Origin of the sequence: Oleiharenicola sp. Vm1, assembly GCF_047777955.1 — a bacterium.
GTDB lineage: Bacteria > Verrucomicrobiota > Verrucomicrobiia > Opitutales > Opitutaceae > Didemnitutus.
The window spans coordinates 902700-918608 of record NZ_CP180537.1; the positions used below are offsets into that span (position 1 = coordinate 902700).

Consider the following 15909-nt stretch of genomic DNA (forward strand, 5'->3'; position numbering starts at 1 on the left):
GGCTTTTCATTATTCCCGGCAGCCAACGCCCAGTGAGGCGGTGCCGGTCCAGCCAGTGTGAGGCGGCCCGCGCCATCGCGGGATCACTCTCTCCCTCGCCGGGATATCGCATCCCATGTCAGACCATTACCGCTTTTCCCCGCCCGAGTGTCGCGGCGCGAAGCTCTCCTATCTCAAATGCCGTCACTGCGGCGGCGAATTCTCCCTCGACGCGCCGGGCACGCGCCATCGCAACCACTGCCCGTGGTGCCTGTGGAGCGTGCACCTCGACCACAAGCCCGGCGATCGCGCCGCCGACTGCGGCGGCGGTATGGAGCCGATCGCCATTCACGCCGCGGCCGACGGCGAGTGGCTGCTCGTGCACCAGTGCAAGACCTGCTTCACCGTGCACGTGAACCGCATCGCGGGCGACGACAGCGAACGCGAGTTGCTCGCGCTCGCGTTGCGTCCGATCCGCAACACGCCGTTCCCAATCTGAGCCCGGCTGGCGTCAGCCACGCTGGCGCCAGCCGGATTTCCGCCCGCTCAATGCGGCGCGCAGATGCCGCAGTTCTGGACGAAGAAGTCGTTGCCCTTGTCGTCGACGAGGATGAACGCGGGGAAATCCTGCACCTCGATCTTCCACACCGCCTCCATGCCGAGCTCGGGATACTCGTGCACCTCGACCTTCTTGATCGAGTCCTGGGCGAGGATCGCCGCCGGGCCGCCGATGCTGCCGAGGTAGAATCCGCCGTATTTCTGGCAGGCGTCGGTGACCTGCTTCGAGCGGTTGCCCTTGGCCAGCATCACCATCGAGCCGCCGAGCGACTGGAAGAGGTCGACGTAGCTGTCCATGCGGCCGGCCGTGGTCGGGCCGAAGGAGCCGGAGGCGTAACCGGCGGGCGTCTTGGCCGGGCCGGCGTAGTAGACGGGATGGTCCTTGAAATATTGCGGCAGGCCCTGGCCGGCATCGACGCGCTCCTTCAGCTTCGCGTGCGCGATGTCGCGCGCGACGATCATCGGGCCGTTGAGCAGCACGCGGGTCGTGACCGGCAGCTTCGAGAGCTCGGCGCGGATTTTTTCCATCGGCTGGTTCAGGTCGATGCGCACGGCGCCGTCGTCTTTGAAGGTGCGCAGCTCGGCCGGAATGAAGCGGCCGGGATTGGTCTCCATCTGCTCGAGGAAGACGCCGTCCTGCGTGATCTTCGCCTTGATGTTGCGGTCGGCGCTGCAGGAGACGCCCATGCCGACCGGGCAGCTGGCGCCGTGGCGCGGCAGGCGGATGATGCGCACGTCGAGGGCGAAATACTTGCCGCCGAACTGCGCGCCGACGCCGCTCTGCTGGGCGAGCTTGAGCACCTTGGCCTCCATCTCGACGTCGCGGAACGCCCGGCCGTGCGCGTCGCCGGTGGTCGGCAGCGTGTCGTAGTATTTCGTCGAGGCGAGCTTCACGGTCTTCAGGCACGTCTCGGCGCTGGTGCCGCCGATGACGAAGACGAGGTGATAGGGCGGGCACGCAGCGGTGCCGAGGAGCGACATCTTGTCGGTGATGAACTTCTCGAGGCTCTTCGGGTTGAGCAGCGCCTTGGTCTCCTGGAAGAGGAAGGTCTTGTTCGCCGAGCCGCCGCCCTTGGCGACGAAGAGCAGTTCGTATTTCGCGCCGGTGGTGGCGTAGAGGTCGATCTGCGCGGGGAGGTTGGTGCCGGTGTTGACCTCCTTGAACATGTCGAGCGCGGCGGTCTGCGAGTAGCGCAGGTTCTCCTTCGTGTAGCAGTCGTAGATGCCGCGCGAGAGCCACTCGGCGTCGTTGGCGCCGGTCCAGACCTGCTGACCCTTCTTGCCGAAGACGATCGCGGTGCCGGTGTCCTGGCACATCGGGAGGATGCCGCGGGCGGCGATCTCGGCGTTCTTGAGCAGCGTCAGCGCGACGTAGCGGTCGTTGGCCGAGGCCTCGGGGTCCTGCAGGATCGCGGCGACCTGTTCGACGTGCTTGGGGCGGAGGAAGAAGTTGGCGTCGTGCAGCGCCTCGCGCGCGACGTAGGCCAGCGTTTCCGGCGTGATCTTCAGGACCTGCTGGCCATCGAAGGTGGCGGTCGAGACGCCCTCCTTCGTGAGGAGGCGATACGGGGTGTCGTCGGGGCCGTGGGCGAACGTGTCGGAGTAGGTGAACGCGGGCGTAGCCATGCCGCGCAGCGTAGGGAAGGGCGGCGCGAGCACAAGCAGCCGCCGTGCGATGACGCGCACCTATAACCCCGCCGCGCGCCGGCGTCAGAGAATCTTCAGCTTCGGCAGGTCCTGCACGTCGATGTAGCCGACGGGCCTGCCGTCCGCGTCGAGGGCGAAGAGGTCGGAGATCTTGTATTGCTGGAACAGCTTCAGCGCCTCGACCGCCAGCACGTCGGCCCCGATGGTCTTGCCGCCGCGGGTCATGAACTGCGCGACGGGTTTTTGCAGGAAATCCGCGCCGCCCTTCAAGGCCGTGCGGCGGAAATCGCCGTCGGTGAAGATGCCGGCGAGCGTGCCGTCGGCTGTCGTGAGCGCGACCGCGCCGGCCTTGGCGCCGGTCATGGCCAGGATCGCCTCCTGCACCGTCGTCCGCGCCTCGGGCAGCCGCGGGCAGCCTTCGCCGGTGCGCATGATGTCCTTCACCCGCAGGAGCAGGGTCATGCCCAGCGTGCCGGCGGGGTGATACTTGGCGAAGTCCTCGCGCGTGACGCCGCGCGTCTCGAGCAGCACCATCGCCAGCGCGTCGCCGAGCGCGAGCGCCGCGGTGGTGCTGGCGGTCGGCGCGAGGGCGAGCGGGCAGGCCTCGCGCGGCGCGCGGTAGATGAGCCGGAGGTCCGCCCCGCGGGCGAGCTCGCTGTCGGGCGCGCCGGTGAGGGCGACGGTCTTCAGGCCGAAACGTTCGAAGAGCGGCAGCAGGCGCAGCATCTCGTGCGTCGAGCCGCTGTTGCTGAGCAGGAAGGCCAGGTCGCCCGCCGCGCAGAGGCCGAGGTCGCCGTGCAGCGCGTTGGTCGGGTCGAGGAACGCCGACGGCACGCCGGTGCTGTTGAACGTGCCGGTCAGCTTCTGGGCGATGTGGGCGGACTTGCCGATGCCGGTGAAAACGAGTTTGCGGCCGGTCGAAATCGTCTCCTCGACGGCGCGCACCACGGCGACGAAGTCGCCGTTGAGGATCTCCGCCGTGGCGTCGAGCGCTTCGCGTTCGATCGCGAGACATTGCCGGGCCTTGGCGAGGATCGTGGGGGCGTCGAGTGGCATCTGAACTTGTATTGGGGGAAACCGGGCGCAAACCTACGGGTCGCTTCCACTCGTTCAATCCCTTTCCCCGTGGCTCGCGCTTCCGAAATCCTTCGTCGCCGCCTGCTGCCGCTCGCCGCGGCGGCCGCGCTGGCGCTGGGCCTCGCGGGTTGCGGCGACGACGGCCGCCAGTCCTACGCGACCGAGGCGGACGAGCCGTATTACCGCCAGGCCGAGCAGATGAAGCGCGCCGGCCGGCAGCAGGAGGCGCTCTCCGCCTACCTCAAGGTCATCGAGAAGCGCGGCGACGACGCGCCCGAGTCGCACCTGGAGGCCGGCCTCGTCTACCTGCACCACATCCGCGACCCGATCGCGGCGATCTACCATTTCCGGAAATACCTCGCCCTGCGTCCGAACAGCGCCCAGGCCCCGCTGGTCAAGCAGCGCATCGACGCCGCGATCCGCGACTTCGCCCGCACGCTGCCGGCCCAGCCGCTCGAGACGCAGCTGCAGCGCGTCGACCTGATCGCGGCGATGGACAAGCTGAAGCTCGAGAACGATCTCCTGAAGCAGCAGATCGCCGACCTGCAGGCCGGACGCGAGCCCAGCGCGGCGCCCGCCGACACGGCGCCCGAACGCAACGTCGCTCCGAGTGCGGCGCCGTCACCGGCGAACGGCAGCGGCGGCGCGGGCAGTTTCGCCCTCAATCTCGACAGCATGCCGACCGTGCGCACCCGCTCGGCGCCGTCGCGCGCGGAGCCGACCCCGCCGGTCGTCACGACGCGTCCGTCCGCCGCCAGCGCCCCGAAGTCCACCCCGGCGACTGCGCCGTCCACAGCCCGCGGCGCGCGCACGCACGTGGTGACGAAGGGTGACACGCTCTCCAATCTTTCCCAGCGCTACTACGGCAACCGCACGCGCTGGCGGGACATTTACCAGGCCAACCGCGGCGTGATGAAAAACGAGGGCGACCTGCGGATCGGCACCCAGATCACGATCCCGCCCTGAGCTCCGCCCGCGCCGCCGCGGCCCGGTCCCGGGCGGGAGTATGGCGCACTTTGGAGCTTACAGCGGCGCGCGGACCGCTTAGCGCTCTCTCATGCCACGCACCTCCCGGCGCACGTCGGTCTTCACGGAGTCGCTGATTCGCGAGATGACGCGCGTCGCCCTGCGGCACGGCGCGGTCAACCTCTCGCAGGGCTTTCCCGACTTCAATCCCCCGGCCGCGATCCTCGCCGCCGCAAAGGCGGAGATGGACGCCGACCACCACCAATACGCCATCACCTGGGGTGCGCCGCCGCTGCGCGCGGCGCTGGCGGCCAAGCTCGCGCGCTGCACCGGGCTGCCCTGCGACCCGGAGAGCAATCTCATCGTCACCTGCGGCGCGACCGAGGCGATGATGGTCGCGGTGATGACCGTCACCGACGTGGGCGACCGGATCGGCCTGTTCTCGCCCTTCTACGAAAACTACAGCGCGGACGCCATCCTCTCGGGTGTGACGCCAGTCTTCGCCTCGCTGCGGCCGCCGGACTACGCCTTCGACGACGAGGAGCTGCGGCGCGTGTTCGCCAGCGGCATCAAGGCCTTCGTGCTCTGCAACCCCTCGAACCCGACCGGCAAGGTCTTCACCCGCGCCGAGCTCGAGCGGATCGCGGCGCTGGCGCAGGAGTTCGACGTCTGGATCATCACCGACGAGGTCTACGAGCACATCGTGTTCGCGCCGCATCAGCACACGTATCTCTCGGCGCTGCCCGGCATGGCGGAGCGCACGATCATGTGCAGCTCGCTCTCCAAGACCTTCGCGATCACCGGCTGGCGCTTGGGCTACGTCTTCGCCTCGCCCGCGATGGTGGCGCAGGGGCGCAAGGTCCACGATTTCCTCACCGTCGGCGCGGCCGCGCCGCTGCAGCACGCGATCGCCGCCGGCCTGCAGCTGCCGCCGGCCTACTACGCCGGACTGGCCGCCGACTACGCGGCACGCCGCGACATCCTGCTCGGCTACCTCGACCGCACCGGCCTGCGCTACACCACGCCCCAGGGCGCGTATTTCGTCATGCTCGACGTGTCGCCGTTCGGTTATGCGAACGACGTCGAGTTCGCGCACTGGATGGCGCGCGAGATCGGCGTCGCCGGCGTGCCCGGCTCGGTGTTCTTCCCCGCGCCCGAGCACCGCTACGTGCGGCTGAACTTTGCCAAGCAGGACGCCACGCTGCATGCCGCCGGCGAGCGGCTGCTGCGGTTGAAACGCGGCTGAGCATGGGCGCGCGCGCGACGAAGCCGTGGTTCGCCCGCAACGTGCCGCCGGGGGTCTTCACGATCCGCGGGCTCATGGGCGTGTGCCACCTGCTCGTCGACGAGGACGGCGCCGCCGTGCTGCTCGACACCGGCCTGATCGGCGAGCGCACGCAGATTCGCTGGATGCTGCGCCGGCTCGGGCTCGAGCCGGAGTCGATCCGGGCCATCCTGCTCACGCACGGCCACCTCGACCACGGCGCGAACGCGGAATGGGCGAAGCGCTTCAGCGGCGCGCCGGTCTACGCCCATCCGGCCGAGCAGGCGCACCTCGATGGCACGTATCCCTTCGCCGGCCCGGCGCGCTGGTGCGGCCGCCTCGAACGGCTCGGCTACGCCGCGCTCAACTACCGCCCGGCCACGATCGACCGGTTCCTCGCCGACGGCGACGAGCTGCCGTTCTGGGGCGGACTGCGGGTGGTGCACCTGCCGGGACACACCGAGGGCCACTGCGGCTTCTACAGCGCGCGGCACGACCTGCTGTTCAGCGGCGATCTCTTCGCGAGCTACTTCTTCAACGTCCACTTCCCGCCGCCGTTCCTCAACGCCCGGCCGGATCTGCTCGCGGACAGCGTGCGCCGGGCGCTCGCGCTCAATCCGCGCTGGATCGTGCCGCAGCACTACGACGTGCTCGACGGCGAGCTGCACCAGCGGCGCTTCCGCGCGCTCTGCGAGCGCGCGTTCCGGCGCGGGGCGCGCGGGCCGCGGTTCTGAGGCGCGGCGCTAACGGAGCGCGGCGCGGAGGGCGCGGGCCTCGGCGGCGAGCTCGTGCGCGGCGGCCAGCACGCCGTCGGCGCCGGCCGGAGCCGGACTCGCGACCGGCGCGGCGGCGGCCGGCTTCTCGTCGGGATCGCCCAGGCCGCTCTCGCGGAAGCGGCGCAGGCGCTCGAGGATCAGGTCGCGGATCTCGTCCGCGTTGGTGACGCTGTGGAAGAGACCGTGGTGCATGTCGTCCTCGCTGCCGTGCCTGTGCTCCCGCTCGCCGCCCCCGCCGCCGGCGGATTGCACGCGGACGTCCGCGAGGCCGAGCAGGCGCTGGACGGGGCCCTGCGAGACGACGACCTGCTGGATGTTGGCGAAGCTCATCGTCGATTCGTTCACCTTCCACACGCCGTGGCGGATGCGCAGGCTGCGGTCGGTGACCATATACCAGCGCATCTCGAAATCGAGGCGGGCGATCAGGTAGGTGACGGGCAGCTGCGCGAGGTAGGCGAGGATACCGGCGATCTTCAGGGCCCAGAGGACGGGGAACGCCCACGGCGGCAGCCACAGCGCGGTCTGCACCAGCATGGCCTTGAAGCCGGCCCAGCCGTTCACGCGCACGCGCGGCTTCTTCGGCTTCGCCTTGGCCGCGGCGGGAGTCTCTGGGCCGACGGCGGGCTGGACGGCCGCGGCGGGCGCGGGCGTTTTCTCGAGGGCGCCGATCTTCTCGAGGTAATCCTCGGCGTTGCGGGCGTCCTTGGGATTCACGCGCTGCGCGGCGGCCTGCTCGTGGCGCGCCTGGACCTCGGCCTCGACGTCGACGAAGACGGCGACCCAGAAGACGATGCCGGCGAGCGCCGCCAGCTGCGTGACGCCCCAGCGCGCGAGGCGGAGGAAGAAGAAATTCCGGCCAGCGCGGAAGACCCGCAGCGACCGCGGGTCGCCGTGCGGCGGCTGCGGTTCGGGCGGGACGCGGAGCCAGTGCAGCAGGGCGGCGGTGAGGCGCGTATACATGGCTCAGGTGCGGGGACGGCGGGCCAGTTCCTCGCGCAGCGCACGCAGCTCGGCCGCGGCTTCGCGCAGGGCGGCGGCGACCTCGCCGCTGTCGGTGCCGACGGCGGCGGGCGCGGCGACGGTGGCGGCGGGCGGGTGGTCCTTCACCCCGCGCATCTTGTGGTAGAGGAAATCGCGCACGCTCTCGAACTCGCGCAGGCCCTCGATCGTCATCTCGGCGGCGCCGCTGCCCGAGGCGGTTTGCACCAGGATGCGGGCGAGGCCGAGCCAGCGCTCGACGAGGTTGGAGCGGAGATGGATGTCCTGGATGCGCGCGTATTGGATGATGATTTCGCGGCGGAAGAGGATGCCCCAGCTCATCGAGAGGCCCTCCGCCGTGAACTTGTAGCGCATCGTGTGGTAGCGGAAATAGGAGTAGGGGCCGAGGATCACGACCAGCGGCGGGAATACCAGCAGCGACAGGAAATAGTAGGTGAGCAGGTTGCGATGCGGGCGCTCGAGGGCCAGGATCGCGGCGTCGTTCGGGGCGGGATTCACGGTGCCGATCAGGGCAGGAAGCGGCGCGCGCGGCAACGCCGCAGGGGCGAACGGTCGGGCGGCGGGCCGGACGGTTGCGCGCCGGGCGCGGCGCTCAGGCCGAATACTCGGCCCAGCTCGAGCTGGTCTCGGTGACGCGGACGCGTTCGACGCGGACGCCGGCGCCGATGGCGTAGCCGCCGGCGTCGCGCGGGAGCGCGAGGCGGCGCTGGAGCTCGTCGAAGATCGCCTTGGCCATCACCTCGCTCGTCGGGTCGGTGTCGCGGAAGGCGACGACGCGCTCCCCGTAGGTCTGCTGGAAGTAGGCGAACTGCGGGTCGGCGGTGTTGATGGCGAGGGCGTGGTCCCAGCGGGCGAGGAAGTCGGCGAGCAGGAGCTTCACGGCCTTGAAGTCGCAGACCATGTCGTGCGCATCGAGCGCGTCGGCGGCGAGCACGACCTCGACCTTGCGGCTGTGGCCGTGCGGGAAGCGGCACTTCTCCGGATGCTTGGAGAGCTGGTGACCGCTCTCGATCTCGAAGGTCTTGGCGATGCGGTAGGGCATGCGGGTCAGACGACCTTGGAGAAGCCCGTGCGTTTCTTCTCCAGGTGGGCGTCGAAGCGCATGCCGACGATGCGCAGGAAGAGCTGGCCGAGCTGCGTGATGCGGATGCGGCCGGGCTCGCGCGTGAGCAGGCCGTCGGCGACGAGGTCGTCGAGCGTGGCGAGTTCGGCGGCGTAGGTCTGCTCGAAATCGAGGCCGAGCTTCTGCGACAAGGCGGTGAAATCGAGGCCGCGCGCGCACATGATGTCGGTGATGATCGTGCGGCGACGCTTGTCGTCGTCGGAGAGCAGGTAGCCGCGCTCGATGGGCAGGCGGCCTTCCTGGATGGCGGCCTCGTAGTCGGGCAGGTCCTTGTAGTTCTGGCGGAACGAGCCCTCGGTCTGCGAGATCGAGGACATGCCGAAGCCGTAGAGCGAGGCGCCGGCGCGGGTGGTGTAGCCCTGGAAGTTGCGGTGCAGGGTGCCGTTGGCGAAGGCGACGGCGAGCTCGTCCTCGGGCCGCGCGAAGTGGTCCATGCCGATCGTGGCGTAGCCGGCGGCGACGAGCTTCTGCGAGGCGGTCATGAGCATCGTCAGCTTCTCCTCGGTGGACGGGAGCTGCTGGCGCTGGTCGAAGATCTTCTGCGACGGCTTCACCCACGGCACGTGGGCGTAGCTGAAGATGGCAAGGCGGTCGGGGTTGAGGCCGATGACCTCGTCGACGGTTTGGGCGAACGACGCGGGCGTCTGCAGCGGCAGGCCGTAGATCAGGTCGACGCTGACGGACTGGTAGCCGGCGCCGCGCAGCCAGTCGATGGCCTGCTTGGTCATCGCCAGCGGCTGCCAGCGGTGGATCGCGACCTGCACCTGCGGATTCGTGTCCTGCACGCCGAGCGAGGCGCGGTTGCAGCCGAGGCGGCGGAAGGCGTCGACGTGCTCCTTGGTCAGGCGACGCGGGTCGATCTCGACGGAGATCTCGGCGTCGGCGGAGAACTTGAAGAACTTGTGGATCGCCGCGGCGAGGCGGTCGATGTCGGCCGGCGGCAGGAAGGTCGGCGTGCCGCCGCCGAAGTGCAGCTGCGTGACCGGCCGGCGCAGGTCGAGCAGCGGGGCGGTCATCTCGATTTCCTTGATCAGGAGATCGACGTATTCGGTGGCCGAGGCGCGGCGGGTGGTGATGACGGTCGTGCAGCCGCAATACCAGCAGAGCGACTCGCAGAACGGCAGGTGGAAATAGAGCGAGAGCGGCGTGGACTCGTCGGCGTTGTCGCGGCGGATCTCCTGGATCAACGCGTAGCGGTCGATCTGGTCGGAGAATTGCGGCGCGGTCGGATACGACGTGTAGCGCGGGCCGGGAATGTTGTATTTCCGGACCAGCTCAAGCGCGGGTTCGATGGCGGGAGGGACGGTGTAGCGTGGAGACACCATAGTGCGGAAAGGGTAGCCGAAGCGGCCGGCCGGGGCTGCGCATCCGTTGCCGTTTTTTGGTCGGTCTCGGTCCGCTTGGGAATTGCGGCCGAAGTGGTTGCGCGCTTGGGTTTTCGCCATGAATCGCCGCGACTTCCTGCACCGGAGCGGTGCGCTCGCCCTCGGCGCGACTGCCGGCCTGGTCACCGCCGCACCGGCGCTCGCCGCCCCGGTCAACCCGGGTCGCAAGCGCGCGCTGCGCGCCGCGCACTTCACCGACATCCATGTCCGCCCGGACCAGCCCGACCTCGAGCACCCCGAAGAGGGCATGGCCGCGGCGATCCGGCACGCGCAGGCCCAGGCCGACCGGCCGGACCTGCTGCTGTTCGGCGGCGACTGCATCGGCGATGCGCTCTACACGCCGAAGGACGAGGTGCTCCGGCAATGGGACGTGTGGAGTCGCATCTTCGCCGCCGAGGTGAAGACGCCGGCCCGGCTGTGCCTGGGCAACCACGACATCTACGGCTGGGCGCATCAGGACCGCGCCGCGGCGGAACGCGATCCGCACTACGGCAAGGCGCTCGCCGCCGAGCGGTTGGGCCTGAAGGACCTCCATTACTCCTTCGACCAGGGCGGCTGGCACTTCGTCGTGCTCGACAGCATGCAGCCGGACTACGCGACGGACCACCACTACATCGCGCGGCTGGATGAGGCGCAGTTTGCCTGGCTGGCGCGCGACCTCGCCGCGACGCCGGCGGCGACGCCCGTGTGCGTGCTCTCGCACATCCCGATCTTCAGCGCGGCGGCGTTTTCGACGGCCCGCGCGAGCACGGCGCCGAGTGGAGCGTGCCCGGCGCGTGGATGCACATCGACGCCCGCCGGATCAAGGACCTCTTCGGTCAGCATCCGAACGTGAAGGTCTGCCTCAGCGGCCACCTGCACATGGAGGACGACGTCACCTATCTCGGCGTGCGCTACCTCTGCAACGGCTCCGTGTGCGGCGGCTGGTGGAAGGGCAAGCACCAGGAATTCGGCCCGAGCTACGCGCTGCTGGATTTCTACGACGACGGCAGCGTCGAGAACACCTTCGTGCGCTACCGCGGCTGAGCGTGCCGTTCCGCCCGGGCGCCGCCGCGGGCGCTCAGCCGGCGAAGAACTTCAGGATGCGCTGCAGCGACTGCGCGAGCCGGTCGACCTCCGCCTCGGTGTTGTAGAGGTAGAAGCTGGCGCGCGAGGTCGAGGCGAGGCCGAGCTTGCGCATGAGCGGCTGGTTGCAGTGGTGGCCGCCGCGCAGCGCGATGCCGTCCTCGTTGGCGAAGGTGACGACGTCGTGGGCGTGCACGTGCTCGAAGGCGAAGCTGATCAGGCCGCTGCGCGCCGCGCCGAGGCGCGGGCCGATGATGCGGATGCCGGGCAGGACGGAGAGCTTTCCCATCGCGTAGCGCACCAGCGCGTCGTCGTGCGCGGCGATGCGGTCGCGGCCCACGGCGTCGAGGTAGTCGCAGGCGGCGGCGAGGCCGATGGCGCCGGCGACGTTGGGCGTGCCGGCCTCGAAGCGCTCGGGTGCGGGCTTCCACGTGGCCTGTTCGTAAGTGACCTGCACGACCATGCCGCCGCCGGTCTCGTCGGGGGCGAGCTTGTCGAGCAGCGCGCGGCGGCCGTAGAGGACGCCGATGCCGGTCGGGCCGCACATCTTGTGGCCGGAGAAGGCGAGGAAGTCGCAGCCGAGCTGCTGCACGTCGAGCGGCATGTGGCCGATCGACTGCGCGGCGTCGATCACCGTGACCGCGCCGACGGCGCGGGCGCGGCGGCAGAACTCGGCGGCGGGATTGATCGTGCCGAGGGTGTTCGAGACGTGGGTGAAGGCGAAGAGCTTGACCTGCGGCGTGAGCAGCGCGTCGAGCGCGGCGAGGTCCGGGCCGCCTTCGCCGTCGGCGCCGAGCAGCGGCACGTATTTGAGCGTGGCGCCGGCGGCCTTGGCGGCCTGCTGCCACGGGACGAGGTTGGAGTGGTGCTCGAACTCGGTGGTGAGCACGACGTCGCCGGGCTTCAGGTGGGCGTGGCCCCAGCTGCGGGCGACGGTGTTGATGCTCTCGGTCGTGCCGCGGGTGAAGAGGATCTCGGCCGGGTCGGCGGCGTGGATGAACTGGGCGACGCGCGCGCGCGCGCCTCGTAGGCGTCGGTCGCGCGCATCGAGAGTTCGTGCAGGCCGCGGTGGACGTTGCTGTTGTCGCGTTCGTAGTAGCGCACGAGCGCGTCGATGACCGCGCGCGGCTTCTGTGAGGTGGCGCCGTTGTCGAGGTAGACGAGCGGCTGGCCGTTCACCTGCTGGTGCAGGATGGGGAAGTCGGCGCGGATTTTCGGCAGGTCGAGGGACATGGGCGCGCTCAATCCTTGTGCGTCTCGGTGGTCGCCTCGGCCGGGTCGTTCTTCAGGGCGTTGAGCGCGGCGTGCCAGCCGAGCGTGGCGCACTTGATGCGTGCGGGGAACGAGTGGACGCCGGCGAAGGCGGCGAGGTCGTTGATCTCCTCCGGCGGCTCGCCGGTGGTGACGATGTGGTGGAATTGGTCGTAGAGCGCCTGCGCCTCGGCGGCGGTCTTGCCCTTGAGCTGGGTGGTCATCAGCGACGCGCTGGCCTGGGAGATGGCGCAGCCGGCGCCGTCGAACGAGATGTCGGCGATGCGGTCGCCCTCGAGCCGGAGGAACACGCTGCACTGGTCGCCGCAGGTCGGGTTGTCGCCGTGGGCGACGCGGTTGGCCGTGGGCAGCTTGCCGCGGTTCCGCGGGCGGCGGTTGTGGTCCAGGATGACGGACTGGTAGAGGTCGGTGAGATCGTTCATCGGCCGGCGAGTGAGGAGCCGAAGCTACGCCGGTCACCCGGCTTGGCAAACAGAGTTTCCGTCACGCGGACTCAGCCTCCGCCACGGCGCGCCGGAACACTTCCGCCGGCTGCGCGCCGGAGAGCGCCAGCTTCTGGTTGAAGATGAAGAACGGCACGCCGGTGATGCCCTGGCCGGTCATGGAGGCGGCGAGCTCGCGCACGCGCTGGCGCAGGTCCGCGTTGGCGAGCAGCACGGCGACCTGCTCCGCCCGCAGGCCGTGCGGCGCGGCCAGCTCCGTGAGCACGGCGTCGTCGCCGATGTCGCGGCCGCCGAGGAAATACGCGGCGAACACGGCGTCGACGAACGCACGCTGCGCGTCGGACTCCGCCAGGGCGGCGGCGAGGACGTGGGCGGAGAGGGTGTTGGGCATCGTGCGCACCGCCGCGAAATCGAGCGCGATGCCCGCCTCGCGCGCCGCGCCCTCGATGCGGGCGAACATCTCCTCCGGGTCGTCGCCGTAGCGTTCCCGCAGGTAGGCGCGGAGGTCGACGCCCGCCGCCGGCGTGTCGGCGTTGAGCTGGAACGGGTGGTAGCGCACCGAGACATCGCCGCCGGGCGCGAGGCGCGGTCCCAGCACGGCCGCGAGGCGGCGGCTGCCGATGAAGCACCACGGGCAGGCGAAATCCGAGACGAGGTCGACGGTGAGCATCGGGGCAGGAAATCCCGGATCGCCGCGCGCGCAAGCGCCGCGTGGAGCGGCGCGGGGCGCGGCGCGGTCAGAGCCGGGCGTGGCGCAGGCGCAGGGCGTTCGACACGACGGTGATCGAGCTGAGGCTCATGGCCACGCCGGCGAACATCGGGTTCATCAGCCAGCCGAAGAGCGGGAAAAGCGCGCCGGCGGCGACGGGCAGGCCGAGGCCGTTGTAGAAGAACGCCCAGAAGAGGTTCTGCCGGATGTTGCGCAGCGTGGCGCGGCTGAGGTGCACGGCGCGCACGAGCGCCTGGAGGTCGCCCTTCACGAGGACGAGGCCGGCGCTGTGCATGGCGACGTCGGTGCCGGTGCCCATGGCGATGCCGACGTCGGCGGCGGCGAGCGCGGGTGCGTCGTTGAGGCCGTCGCCGGCGAACACGACCCGCTCGCCGCGTGCCTGGTGCTCGCGCACGAGCTCCTGCTTGCGTGCGGGCGTGACCTCGGCGTGGAAGCCGTCGAGGCGCAGCTCGCGGGCGAGCGCGGCGGCGGCGGGCGTGCGGTCGCCGGTGACCATGAACACGCGCAAGCCGAGCCGCTGCAGCTCGGCCACCGCGGCGGGCGTCGTGGCCTTCACCTGGTCGGCCAGGGCGATGACGCCGGCCGGCCGGTCGTCCACGGTGACCGCGACCAGCGTCGCGGCCGGATGCGAGGCGAGGGTGGTGGCGGCGGCGGCGCGTCCGGCGTGGATGCGCCGGCCGTTGACTGTGGCGAAGACCCCGAGGCCGGCCTCGGCGCGGAAGTCTTCCGCGGGGACGGCCGCGAGCCCGCGGTTTTGCGCGGCGCGCACGAGGGCGCGGGCCAGCGGATGCTCGCTCGGCGCCTCGGCGGCGGCCGCGAGCGCGAGCAGCTCGTCCGCGCCGAAGCCGGCGGCGGGCTGCACCGCGACCACCTCGGGCTGGCCGGCGGTGAGCGTGCCGGTCTTGTCGATGAGGAGGGTGCGCGCACCGGCCAGCGCCTCGAGGGCGGCGGCATCCTTGACCAGCACGCCGGCCTGCGCGCCGCGGCCGATGCCGGTGACGATCGAGACCGGAGTGGCGAGGCCGAGCGCGCAGGGGCAGGCGATGATGAACACCGACACGGCGTTGATCAGGCCGAGCAGCCAGCCGCGCTCGCCGGCGAGCAGGCCCCAGGCGAAGAAGGAAGTGACGGCGATCGTCACCACGACCGGGAAGAACCACGCGGACACGCGGTCGGCGAGGGCGGCGATCGGCGGCTCGCTCTCGGTGGCGGCCTCGACGAGCTTCACGATCTGCGCCAGCAGCGTGTCGGCGCCGACGCGTTCGGCGCGGTAGACGAAGGAGCCGGTGGTGTTGAGGGTGCCGGCGCTGACCTTCTCGCCGGTGCGCTTGGTGACCGGCAGCGGTTCGCCGGTGAGCATGGACTCGTTGATCTCCGCGGCGCCGGCGGTCAGCACGCCGTCGACCGGGAGGTTTTCGCCGGGGCGGACGCGGAGCAGGTCGCCCGGCTGCACGGACTCCACGGGCACGTCGCTCTCGGTGCCGTCGGCGGCGACGCGATGCGCGATCTTGGGCGCGAGGTCCATGAGCGCGCGGATGGCGGCGTCGGTCCGGGCGTGGGCGCGCTGCTCGAGGATCTGGCCGAGCAGCACGACGGTGGTGATGAAGGCGGTGCCTTCGAAGTAGAGCGAGGCGCCGTGGTGCGAGAAGAGCTGCGCCGGCAGGTGGTCCCAGAACAGGACCACGGCGACGCTGAAGAAATACGCCGCGCCCGTGCCGGTGACGGTGAGCGTGAACATGTTGGGGTCGCGCTCGCGGAGGGATTTCGCCCAGCGCCGGATGAACGGCCAGCCGCACCAGAAGAAGACCGGCGTCGTCAGCGCGAGCTGGATCCACGCCGACTGCAGCATGGTGAGGTGGTCGTAGAGGTTGTGGGAGAACATCGGCCACATCGCGAGGACCAGCACCGGCAGGGTGAGCGCGGCGGCGAGGTAGAACTTGGGGCGCAGGTAGCGCTCGTGCGGCAGGCCCATGTGCACGGGCTGGTCGGGCGGCGGCAGCGCGTCCGTCGGCGCGGACGCGTGACCATGCGAGTGGGAGTGAGAGTGGCCGGAAGATTCCGGCGTGGCGCAGTGAGAGGGAGAGGACATGTCAGCGGATCAGTTCGAGTTCGGCCGTGCGCGGAGCGGCGGAACGCGAACGCGCCGGACCGTAGGCAAGGAAAAGGAGGAAGGCCAGCGCGATGGGCAGCAGCGCGCGCAGGAGCAGGGAGTGGCGCGGGTAGCCGAGCGTGTAGGGCTCGGTGGTCGCGAGCGGGGTCGCCGCCGGGGCGGGCTCGTCGGGGCGCGCGAGGCGGCGCCAGGCGGAACGGCGGCGGCGCTCCAGCAGGTCGGCTTCGAGGAGGGCGGGGCTCATGGGGCGACGGCGCGGGTGGCGCGGCGGAGGTCCCAGAGCGCGAGCGCGACCAGGGCGTTGAAGACGTGGCAGCGGCAGCGCGGGGTGTTGACGCAGGTGCAGCGTCGGCAGCCGCAGGCGGCGGGGCGGGAGGGACGGGATCGGGCGATGCTCTTCGGCATGGGATGAGTGGTTTCATCCCGGAGACGGAGCTCGCGGCGGAATCTTACAGCGCGAAATGCATCCTCGTGGCGTGCGCCGGCGGGGCGGGGTTTCCGAGTGCCGCCAAGAC

At 70.5% G+C, this 15909-nt stretch carries 17 protein-coding genes and 1 pseudogene; 6 read left to right on the forward strand and 12 right to left on the reverse strand.

Annotated features, from left to right (window positions below; genetic code table 11):
* Positions 1-115 precede the first annotated feature (115 nt).
* Complete coding sequence (locus ACMYLB_RS04935) at positions 116-478, forward strand: RNHCP domain-containing protein (protein WP_415909845.1); 363 nt, start codon at positions 116-118, stop codon at positions 476-478.
* A gap of 47 nt (positions 479-525) precedes the next feature.
* Here the strand turns inward: ACMYLB_RS04935 and ACMYLB_RS04940 are convergent, their stop codons facing one another.
* The gene (locus ACMYLB_RS04940) at positions 526-2163 is read right to left on the reverse strand and encodes a fumarate hydratase (RefSeq protein WP_415909846.1); all 1638 of its coding nucleotides are present in this window, start codon (positions 2161-2163) and stop codon (positions 526-528) included.
* 84 nt (positions 2164-2247) lie between these two features.
* On the reverse strand, positions 2248-3240 hold the full coding sequence (locus tag ACMYLB_RS04945) for a KpsF/GutQ family sugar-phosphate isomerase (RefSeq protein WP_415909847.1): 993 nt from the start codon (positions 3238-3240) through the stop codon (positions 2248-2250).
* Between the two features lie 69 nt (positions 3241-3309).
* Here ACMYLB_RS04945 and ACMYLB_RS04950 point away from each other — a divergent pair, with 69 nt between their 5' ends.
* From ACMYLB_RS04950 to ACMYLB_RS04960, 3 genes are all read left to right on the forward strand, one after another.
* On the forward strand, positions 3310-4227 hold the full coding sequence (locus ACMYLB_RS04950; protein ID WP_415909848.1) for a Cell division protein CpoB: 918 nt from the start codon (positions 3310-3312) through the stop codon (positions 4225-4227).
* A 91-nt stretch (positions 4228-4318) separates the two neighbouring features.
* The gene (locus ACMYLB_RS04955; RefSeq protein ID WP_415909849.1) at positions 4319-5473 is read left to right on the forward strand and encodes a pyridoxal phosphate-dependent aminotransferase; all 1155 of its coding nucleotides are present in this window, start codon (positions 4319-4321) and stop codon (positions 5471-5473) included.
* A 2-nt stretch (positions 5474-5475) separates the two neighbouring features.
* Positions 5476-6225, forward strand: a complete 750-nt coding sequence (locus ACMYLB_RS04960) for an MBL fold metallo-hydrolase (RefSeq protein ID WP_415909850.1) — start codon at positions 5476-5478, stop codon at positions 6223-6225.
* A gap of 9 nt (positions 6226-6234) precedes the next feature.
* On the opposite strand, the gene ACMYLB_RS04965 is transcribed toward ACMYLB_RS04960, so the two are convergent.
* The 4 genes from ACMYLB_RS04965 to hemN all read right to left on the reverse strand — a co-directional run bounded on the left by ACMYLB_RS04965 (position 6235) and on the right by hemN (position 9714).
* Entirely contained in the window at positions 6235-7227 is a 993-nt protein-coding gene (locus tag ACMYLB_RS04965; RefSeq protein ID WP_415909851.1) for a PH domain-containing protein, read from the reverse strand.
* A gap of 3 nt (positions 7228-7230) precedes the next feature.
* Positions 7231-7764, reverse strand: a complete 534-nt coding sequence (locus tag ACMYLB_RS04970) for a PH domain-containing protein (RefSeq protein WP_415909852.1) — start codon at positions 7762-7764, stop codon at positions 7231-7233.
* A gap of 94 nt (positions 7765-7858) precedes the next feature.
* Complete coding sequence (locus ACMYLB_RS04975) at positions 7859-8308, reverse strand: 6-pyruvoyl trahydropterin synthase family protein (protein ID WP_415909853.1); 450 nt, start codon at positions 8306-8308, stop codon at positions 7859-7861.
* Between the two features lie 5 nt (positions 8309-8313).
* Positions 8314-9714, reverse strand: a complete 1401-nt coding sequence (gene hemN / locus ACMYLB_RS04980) for an oxygen-independent coproporphyrinogen III oxidase (RefSeq protein ID WP_415909854.1) — start codon at positions 9712-9714, stop codon at positions 8314-8316.
* 118 nt (positions 9715-9832) lie between these two features.
* On the opposite strand from hemN, the gene ACMYLB_RS04985 reads away from it, so the two are divergent.
* Together ACMYLB_RS04985 and ACMYLB_RS04990 are read left to right on the forward strand one after the other, a co-directional pair.
* A complete protein-coding gene (locus tag ACMYLB_RS04985) occupies positions 9833-10609 on the forward strand; it encodes a metallophosphoesterase family protein (RefSeq protein WP_415909855.1) in 777 nt (258 codons plus the stop codon).
* On the forward strand, positions 10555-10800 hold the full coding sequence (locus ACMYLB_RS04990; RefSeq protein ID WP_415909856.1) for a metallophosphoesterase family protein: 246 nt from the start codon (positions 10555-10557) through the stop codon (positions 10798-10800). The genes ACMYLB_RS04985 and ACMYLB_RS04990 overlap by 55 nt, the downstream gene beginning before the upstream one ends.
* A gap of 34 nt (positions 10801-10834) precedes the next feature.
* On the opposite strand, the pseudogene ACMYLB_RS04995 reads toward ACMYLB_RS04990, so the two are convergent.
* The 6 genes and pseudogenes from ACMYLB_RS04995 to ACMYLB_RS05020 form a co-directional block, all read right to left on the reverse strand.
* Positions 10835-12072: pseudogene (locus tag ACMYLB_RS04995) on the reverse strand (aminotransferase class V-fold PLP-dependent enzyme).
* Positions 12073-12080: 8 nt separating this feature from the next.
* Positions 12081-12533, reverse strand: coding sequence for a Fe-S cluster assembly sulfur transfer protein SufU (gene sufU / locus ACMYLB_RS05000; protein WP_415909857.1), 453 nt, complete (start codon positions 12531-12533; stop codon positions 12081-12083).
* Positions 12534-12594: 61 nt separating this feature from the next.
* Complete coding sequence (locus ACMYLB_RS05005) at positions 12595-13224, reverse strand: DsbA family oxidoreductase (protein WP_415909858.1); 630 nt, start codon at positions 13222-13224, stop codon at positions 12595-12597.
* Positions 13225-13291: 67 nt separating this feature from the next.
* Positions 13292-15373, reverse strand: a complete 2082-nt coding sequence (locus ACMYLB_RS05010; RefSeq protein WP_415909859.1) for a copper-translocating P-type ATPase — start codon at positions 15371-15373, stop codon at positions 13292-13294.
* 1 nt (position 15374) lies between these two features.
* Entirely contained in the window at positions 15375-15638 is a 264-nt protein-coding gene (locus ACMYLB_RS05015) for a hypothetical protein (protein WP_415909860.1), read from the reverse strand.
* Positions 15635-15799 carry a hypothetical protein gene (locus tag ACMYLB_RS05020; RefSeq protein WP_415909861.1) on the reverse strand — a complete coding sequence of 55 codons (165 nt, stop codon included), beginning with the start codon at positions 15797-15799 and terminating at the stop codon, positions 15635-15637. The genes ACMYLB_RS05015 and ACMYLB_RS05020 overlap by 4 nt, the downstream gene beginning before the upstream one ends.
* Positions 15800-15909 lie beyond the last annotated feature (110 nt).